This is a genomic window from Candidatus Termitispirillum reticulitermitis (genome assembly GCF_054655775.1).
In genome coordinates this window covers 1-6,919 of record NZ_BAAIHG010000063.1, presented here as the reverse complement: position 1 = coordinate 6,919, position 6,919 = coordinate 1, and the positions used below count along the sequence as shown (strand labels likewise).

The window sequence follows — 6,919 nt, the reverse complement described above, 5'->3', positions numbered from 1 at the left end:
GAGAATCGGACGTCACGTATAATTTGCATAAGCGTGCTTCAATATTACAAAAGCCTTGACGAAATAAGAGAACTGGTATCTAACGCAAAAAAGATTGCTTCTCCTTGTTGTCAGCTTGTGCTAGGCGATTTACAGATAGATTACAATATACTTAAGGATTTATATGGTATGCTCCGTGGTATGTGCTCCTATGGAATGACGCTATTGGGAGCAATAAGATGTATCTTGAAAGCACATAGTATGAAAGATTTTTTCACAAATCCCAAAGAGCTTACACTAAAACGCGGGGACCTAGAGGGTATTTGCGCCGATTTAGACGTGCAGTGTCAGTTTATTGACACTAAACTAACGATGAACTGGGCTAGAGCTAGTGCGATAATCACGCTATAAGATAGATACAAAATACTCCCTTGATTTAAGATAATATTAGTCTTATATTGACAGCATATTATTGTTATGTTATAATTGCGAAGTTTGAGGAGGAGGTATATTTTATGGCGGCAGGACCATACAGCGATGTAGTTATGGACCACTTTATGAACCCGCGCAATATGGGGGAGATTGCCGATGCTAACGCTGTGGCAGAGGTAGGCAATCCCGCCTGCGGTGACGTGATGAAACTGTTTATGAAAATCAACAGCGATGGGGTCATTGAAGACGTTAAATTCAAGACGTTCGGTTGCGGTGCGGCGATTGCATCCAGCTCTATGGCGACCGAGCTACTAAAAGGGCGCAAAGTAGATGATGCCCTGCAGCTGACAAACGATGCTATCGTAAAGGCACTTAACGGACTACCGCCAGCGAAGATTCACTGCTCCGTTATGGCAGAGGAGGCTGTTGAGGCTGCGCTTACTAACTACTGCCAGCGTGTGGGCAGGGGCGAAGAATTTGTGAAAGAGTTAAAATCTAAAATACATAGGGGAGTTCAAAATGAGTCTGCAAACTGAAGTTCAAACTGTTATAGACACTGTTCGTCCGATGTTGCAAAACGACGGGGGCGATGTAGAGCTATTAGGCGTATCAGATGACGGCACTGTTAAGGTGCGCCTGCAAGGAGCGTGTGGGTCGTGCCAGTTCGCTGCAATGACGCTGAAAAATGGCATTGAGGCGCGCTTGAAAGAGCTTGTGCCTGCCGTTAAAGAAGTTGTTGCACTCTGATAGATAGCATAGACAACTACATACAGCTCACAGATGATGCTAAATCCAAATTTGAGCGACTATTTGAGCTTACATCTGCCAGTGGCATAAATGTAACCGCTATCAAAGGGCGTGATGACTACTATCTAAAACATGTGCTTGATAGTTTATACTATTTCAAGCTGAATCCCATTGTAGGCGTTAAGACGATAGCTGATGTGGGTAGCGGGGGTGGTTTTCCCGGAATTCCTCTTGCAATATATTTCCCAAGTATTACAATAACACTTATTGATAGTGTGGCGAAGAAGTGTGGCTATCTGTGTGATGTAGTTGCTAAACTTGGGCTTGCTAATGTGCAGGTGTTAAATGCACGTGCGGAGAGCTTATCGGGCAAAAGGTATGGGCTAATCACAGCGCGGGCGGTGTCTAGTGTAGCGCAGATGTTGGCGTGGACATCATCTATATCTAGTGGCAGGTGGCTGTTCTACAAGGGCACTAATCTGGTTGACGAGCTGGCAGAGGCAGATATTGCAATAAAGAACGGGGGTTATGTACATGAAATTATGCGTGTGGAAGAGCCGTTTACGCGGACTTATCTCTATATTCATCGTTAGTCTGTTTGTTCTAAGCTGTGGCAGCAATGTGTCCCGTATAACCACTCCTTATAATCCAATGCCGTATAAAGCACCCTATAAAAGCCCATTCCCTGCAGAATTCTATATGGTAAAAGCACCAACTGCTGGGGACTTCGTCCAGTTACAGAGATACCTGCGCAGCGAAAATGCTACTACGTCTGCTGAAGCGGGACTTGTGCTGGGTTATTACTATCTGTGCGATAAAGACATTGACAGGGCTGGAGAGTTTATCCGTAAATATTACAACAACCCTGCACTAACGCCATATATGGCTACTTGGGGCAAGTTGCTAATGCTGGAGCTTGCCATAGCAAACAAGTCTAAAGATGATGCTACGCTGTGGGGGGCAAACCTTAAAGGTGGTGTGGGCAATAGTGCATCAGAGCAAGCATTTAGCACGTATTGCACACTAATGCGTGTCCGTATTGACAAGACGGAGCACCCCTATAACTGCGTTGTTTCAAGGATAGAGTTTCTTGACAAGCAACTGACCAGCGAAATATCAGATGTGCTGGCAAGCGGTTCACTAAAGATACTTGTGACTGGTAGTAGCGATATGATGGAGAAAACGGGCGGTATTCGCTACTTTATACAAAAACATAAGCTAGACTATCGCTTGACTATATCAAAAGAGTATAAGAGTGGTGGCTGGGACTACTGGATTGATATGGATACTTATAGGCTGAAAGGCAAGGGCGTAGACATATCGTTCTCGCCTGCGGTGTCCCACTATGTAGAAAAAATAGATAAACTCATACCGATTAACACCTGCGACACGGTGATAATCGGCTGGGGCAATGACTATCAAGGCGAGGCTAAAGACCTTATTCGGCGGCTGAATATGTCAGGGCTGGCAGATGCGAACGGCTACGATATATCAGAGACTAAAGTTTCCAAAACCGTGCGTGACCAGCTCACGCGGTTGAAGCATAATAGTTTTTGCGCTATAGCTATAGGTAGCGAGCGAGATATAGGCAATTTCGTTCCGACAGTGCGCCAATATATAGAACTCCCCAAAAGGCAGAATATTTATGTGCTGGAAGAGGTTGACACCGGCGAGCACCTAAAACTGCAGCAGCTTCCATACTACCAAAATGCGTATATAATCCCCGTATTGGAGATGACAATTAGCCAAAAGAGTAGGGATTTTGCAAACGAATATGAAATATATTCGGGCAAATCGCCTATCGCCGACACGTTTTTAGGTTACGATATACTCCAATTCATACACTCACATTCAGGTGAGGGGGTAAAGAGCAACGAGCCGTCATTAAGTAATGTGAAAGCTATAGTATCTGGGCGAGCTGTCAGAGTGCCGCGTATGTATAGCGTTGATAAGAACGGCAACATAAAGGAGAACAAGCTGAATATTGGGGACGACTTCTATACCAGTGGCGGCTACTGATATGGATTTATATAGCACTATCAAGGCAGAGACGTTTATCATAGCAGGTCCCTGCGTGATGGAGGATGTTGATATTATGATGACAATCGGCGAAACCTGCAAGCAGCTCTGCGCTGAACGCGGGCTAACATACATATTTAAGGTATCCTTTGACAAAGCAAACCGCACATCGGCAAAATCTTATCGTGGCGTAGGGTTAGAAAATGGTTTGCAGCTATTGCAAGAGATGAAAGATGTTCTGAATGTGCCCATCACTACTGATATTCACGAAAGTTATCAGGCAGAACCTGTGTCGCGGGTAGCAGATATATTGCAAATACCAGCGTTCCTGTGCAGACAGACAGACCTGCTACTGGCAGCTGCCAAGACGGGCAAAATAGTCAATATAAAGAAAGCGCAGTTTTTGAGTGCACAAGAGATGGTTCATCCGATAGATAAGGTGCGTGGGGCGGGTAATGACAACATAATAATTACTGAGCGCGGGACGATGTTCGGCTATAACAACCTAGTGGTTGATTTCAGAAACCTTGTTGATATGCGAACGCTTGGCGTGCCAGTGTGTATGGATGTGACGCATTCTACGCAGCGTCCGGGCGGGCTAGGTGGCAAGAGCGGTGGCGATAGCAAATATGCGCCTTATATGGCATCGGCAGCAGCAGCAGTTGGTGCAGACGGTTTCTTTTTTGAGGTTCATCCAGAGCCTGAACGCGCCCTGTCTGACGGTCCTAACATGGTGCGGTTGGCTGATTTTGCCGCTATTTTAGATAAAGTTATCTATCATTCTAAATGATGAAATGAATAAACGCATTATATGCTCATGGGTAGGTTTAGTTGTCTTATCAGTTGCGTGCACTGCGGGGCTGTTGGCTGTTCATGCGCCTGCGGCGTTAATGCTCGGCTCTATGATTGCGGGAGTATTGCTTGCCATCAAGAGCATTGAACTGCACGTGCCCGACAACCCGATGATGGCAGTTCAGGCAATAATTGGTGCCATGATAGCAGATAGTATCCCAGGCGATGTGCTTGGCGAATTATCAGCGCAATGGACGTTGGTGCTGGCAGGCACTCTGTGGGCAATCGTTATGTGCATCCTTTTAAGCTTATTTGTAGCAAAACATCAGTTTATACCGGGCACAAATGCTATTTGGGGCTGTTCGCCGGGCGGGGCTACGGTAATGATGTTAATGTCGGGTGCGTATGGTGCTGATATGCGCATAGTGGGCTTTATGCAATACTTCCGTGTAATCTGTGTAGTGTTGCTTGCCTCTCTGGTGGCACATATCTGGGGCGACCCGACCACAGGCAGTTCAGGGCATATAGGCACTATAGAAATACAATTTTTTACACATATTGAGCTATGGGAGTTCGCAAAAACAATAGGTTTGATATTGCTGTCAATAGTTATCGCTTGGAAACTGCATTTCACGAGCGGTCCTACGATTATTGCAATAGTGCTGTGCCTAGTAGCGCAAAACACTGGGCTAGTCAAGCTAGAACTACCTATGTGGCTACTTGCTATAAGCTATGCAATAGTGGGCTGGGGGACGGGGCTACGATTTACCCGCCAACTACTGCTCGCCGTATTCCATGCCCTGCCACAAATTTGCTTGATAACAGCGATGATGATAGCACTTTGCAGCTCATTTATCGGAGTGCTGGTGTTTTTTGCTGGCACTGACCCGCTGACGGCATATCTAGCACTAAGCCCTGGCGGGGTTGATTCTGTAGCAATTATTGCAGCATCTTGCGATGTAGATGTGCCGTTTATAATGTCTATGCAGGTTGGCAGACTAATCCTCGTCATACTCAGCTATCCGCATATAGCACAATATATGTCTAAAAAGATTAAATTTAAGGAAAAAAGCTGGGAGTAGTATTTCCACTTGCGAATTCGCAATGCTGGTAGAGGTTGAACCGATATATTTACAGGAACTTAGTAGAAAATCTGTGCGTATAAATGCCTCTATACCTGCGTGGTTAGAGATTGCAGCTGAAAAGAGCGGAGTAAATGTATCGCAAACACTACAAATAGCATTAAAAGCAGAACTAGATTACGCTAACTAAACAACGGAGAGGGTGGGATTTGAACCCACGTAGGTGTGACCCTAACACGCGTTCCAGGCGTGCTCCTTAAACCAGACTCGGACACCTCTCCAAAATATACCTATACGCTATTTACTTCAAAAACGCCGTCAACTGATACTCCGTTGGGCTAGTCGCCCGTGCAAACTGACTGGTTTCTGCTAACCCCGCCTCACGCGCTAGCACAGCCGCTTCCACCGCTAACTTAAACGCCCTAGCCATTACATCAGGCTTGCCTGCCGTAGCTATCGCCGTGTTGATTAGCACCGCATCTGCCCCAAGTTCTATAGCCTGCGCCGCATGGCTCGGCGCACCAAGCCCAGCGTCCACCACTACAGGCACTTGCGCCTGCTCTATAATAATTGCCAGCTGGTCTTTAGTCATAACACCTTGATTAGTGCCTATCGGCGCACCTAGTGGCATTACCGCTGCGACGCCCACCTCTTGCAATCGCTTTGCTAACACTGGGTCGGCGTTTATATATGGCAACACGACAAACCCGTCTTTCACTAATATTTCAGCTGCTTTCAATGTCTCCACTGGGTCGGGTAGCAGGTAGCGTGGCTCGGGAGTCACCTCTAGCTTTACAAACGGCTCGCAACCCGCAACTCTGGCAAGTCGTGCCAGCCGAACAGCCTGCTCGCTATTTTTCGCACCAGCGGTATTCGGCAGCAGAGTATAACGTTCTGTGTCTATGTAGTTTAATATGTTTGAGTTGCTGTTATTGGAAAAGTCTAGCCGTTTCAAGGCAACCGTCACCATCTGCGCTCCGCTAGCTTCTAGTGCTCCGCGCATAGCCTCGTTAGATGAGAACTTGCCCGTACCCATAAACAGGCGGGATGAGAACTTGCGCCCCCCGATAATTAGTTCCTTTATCACTGGCTCTTTTAACATTTTACCGACTATAGTCCAAGCACGTCTGCAATAGAGTAGACGCCTGCAGACTTGCCCGCCAGCCACTTTGCTGCCCGCACAGCACCCGCTGCGAATATACGCGGACTTGTAGCGCGGTGCGTTATCTCAAGAGTCTCCCCCTCTCCGTAGAAGTATAACGTATGCGTGCCAGCAATATCGCCCCCGCGTAGTGCCTGTATCCCTATAGTGTTTTGCTTACGCTCTCCAGTCAGCCCGTGCCTAGCGTAGGTCGCCACATTGTCAAAATCATTGAATCTGCGTCCCTTTGCTGCAGCCTTTGCAATAGTTAGTGCCGTGCCACTGGGGGCATCTTTTTTGTGCTTATGGTGCGCCTCCACTAGTTCAATATCAAAGCTATCGCCAAGCTTATTAGCCACAAGTTCTGCTAATTGCGTCATCATCGCCACGCCGACACTCATATTAGATGCCCATAAAAACGGCATCGTCCCGCCAAGCCCATTTATTTGCTCAAACTGCTCTGCCGTAAAACCTGTACTACCGACAACTATTGGTTTTTTTATGCTCTTATAGTCGGCAAGGCGCGCTACAGTGCCAGCAACACCTGTGAAGTCTATTAACACATCTGCATCTTTAGCCGCAATTGCAAGCTCAGACGCTATTATTACGTCATTATGGACGTTAATGCCCGCTAGTAGCGATGCCGATTTACCCAAAAAGCTGCTTTGCTCGCTATCAACAGCCCCACAAAGCCTTGTAGCCTCGTCAGCATAGACAGCTTTTATTA

10 protein-coding genes and 1 tRNA gene are annotated in these 6,919 nt (G+C 46.8%); 8 read left to right on the top strand and 3 right to left on the bottom strand.

Annotation, left to right across the window (positions count from 1 at the left end):
• The 8 genes from AC1MDJ_RS06325 to AC1MDJ_RS06290 all read left to right on the top strand — a co-directional run.
• Positions 1 to 390: hypothetical protein (locus AC1MDJ_RS06325; protein ID WP_479690090.1), on the top strand; the 390-nt coding region annotated here is incomplete at its 5' end.
• 104 nt (positions 391 to 494) lie between these two features.
• Complete coding sequence (nifU, locus tag AC1MDJ_RS06320; protein WP_479690089.1) at positions 495 to 947, top strand: Fe-S cluster assembly scaffold protein NifU; 453 nt, start codon at positions 495 to 497, stop codon at positions 945 to 947.
• On the top strand, positions 937 to 1,158 hold the full coding sequence (locus AC1MDJ_RS06315; protein WP_479690092.1) for a NifU family protein: 222 nt from the start codon (positions 937 to 939) through the stop codon (positions 1,156 to 1,158). Before nifU ends, AC1MDJ_RS06315 begins: the two co-directional genes overlap by 11 nt.
• Positions 1,155 to 1,751, top strand: coding sequence for a 16S rRNA (guanine(527)-N(7))-methyltransferase RsmG (gene rsmG, locus AC1MDJ_RS06310; RefSeq protein ID WP_479690091.1), 597 nt, complete (start codon positions 1,155 to 1,157; stop codon positions 1,749 to 1,751). Before AC1MDJ_RS06315 ends, rsmG begins: the two co-directional genes overlap by 4 nt.
• Positions 1,693 to 3,177 (top strand): hypothetical protein, encoded by a 1,485-nt coding sequence (locus AC1MDJ_RS06305; protein ID WP_479690088.1) that lies wholly within the window; start codon positions 1,693 to 1,695, stop codon positions 3,175 to 3,177. The genes rsmG and AC1MDJ_RS06305 overlap by 59 nt, the downstream gene beginning before the upstream one ends.
• Positions 3,143 to 3,967, top strand: coding sequence for a 3-deoxy-8-phosphooctulonate synthase (gene kdsA, locus AC1MDJ_RS06300; protein WP_479690087.1), 825 nt, complete (start codon positions 3,143 to 3,145; stop codon positions 3,965 to 3,967). The genes AC1MDJ_RS06305 and kdsA overlap by 35 nt, the downstream gene beginning before the upstream one ends.
• Before the next feature lie 4 nt (positions 3,968 to 3,971).
• Complete coding sequence (locus AC1MDJ_RS06295; protein WP_479690086.1) at positions 3,972 to 5,051, top strand: AbrB family transcriptional regulator; 1,080 nt, start codon at positions 3,972 to 3,974, stop codon at positions 5,049 to 5,051.
• Positions 5,052 to 5,073: 22 nt separating this feature from the next.
• On the top strand, positions 5,074 to 5,241 hold the full coding sequence (locus AC1MDJ_RS06290) for a hypothetical protein (RefSeq protein ID WP_479690085.1): 168 nt from the start codon (positions 5,074 to 5,076) through the stop codon (positions 5,239 to 5,241).
• A 4-nt stretch (positions 5,242 to 5,245) separates the two neighbouring features.
• Here AC1MDJ_RS06290 and AC1MDJ_RS06285 read toward each other — a convergent pair.
• The 3 genes from AC1MDJ_RS06285 to dapB form a co-directional block, all read right to left on the bottom strand.
• Positions 5,246 to 5,332 (bottom strand) — tRNA-Ser (locus AC1MDJ_RS06285).
• A 20-nt stretch (positions 5,333 to 5,352) separates the two neighbouring features.
• The gene (locus AC1MDJ_RS06280; RefSeq protein ID WP_479690084.1) at positions 5,353 to 6,153 is read right to left on the bottom strand and encodes a thiazole synthase; all 801 of its coding nucleotides are present in this window, start codon (positions 6,151 to 6,153) and stop codon (positions 5,353 to 5,355) included.
• Between the two features lie 8 nt (positions 6,154 to 6,161).
• Positions 6,162 to 6,919: 4-hydroxy-tetrahydrodipicolinate reductase (gene dapB / locus AC1MDJ_RS06275; protein WP_479690083.1), on the bottom strand; the 758-nt coding region annotated here is incomplete at its 5' end.

Excerpts from the sequence above, each read along its gene's own strand:
- nifU (WP_479690089.1), top strand. The coding sequence starts at position 495 with ATGGCGGCAGGACCATACAGCGATGTAGTTATGGACCACTTTATGAAC.
- AC1MDJ_RS06305 (WP_479690088.1), top strand. The coding sequence starts at position 1,693 with ATGAAATTATGCGTGTGGAAGAGCCGTTTACGCGGACTTATCTCTATA.
- AC1MDJ_RS06295 (WP_479690086.1), top strand. The coding sequence starts at position 3,972 with ATGAATAAACGCATTATATGCTCATGGGTAGGTTTAGTTGTCTTATCA.
- AC1MDJ_RS06290 (WP_479690085.1), top strand. The coding sequence starts at position 5,074 with ATGCTGGTAGAGGTTGAACCGATATATTTACAGGAACTTAGTAGAAAA.
- AC1MDJ_RS06280 (WP_479690084.1), bottom strand. The coding sequence starts at position 6,153 with ATGTTAAAAGAGCCAGTGATAAAGGAACTAATTATCGGGGGGCGCAAG.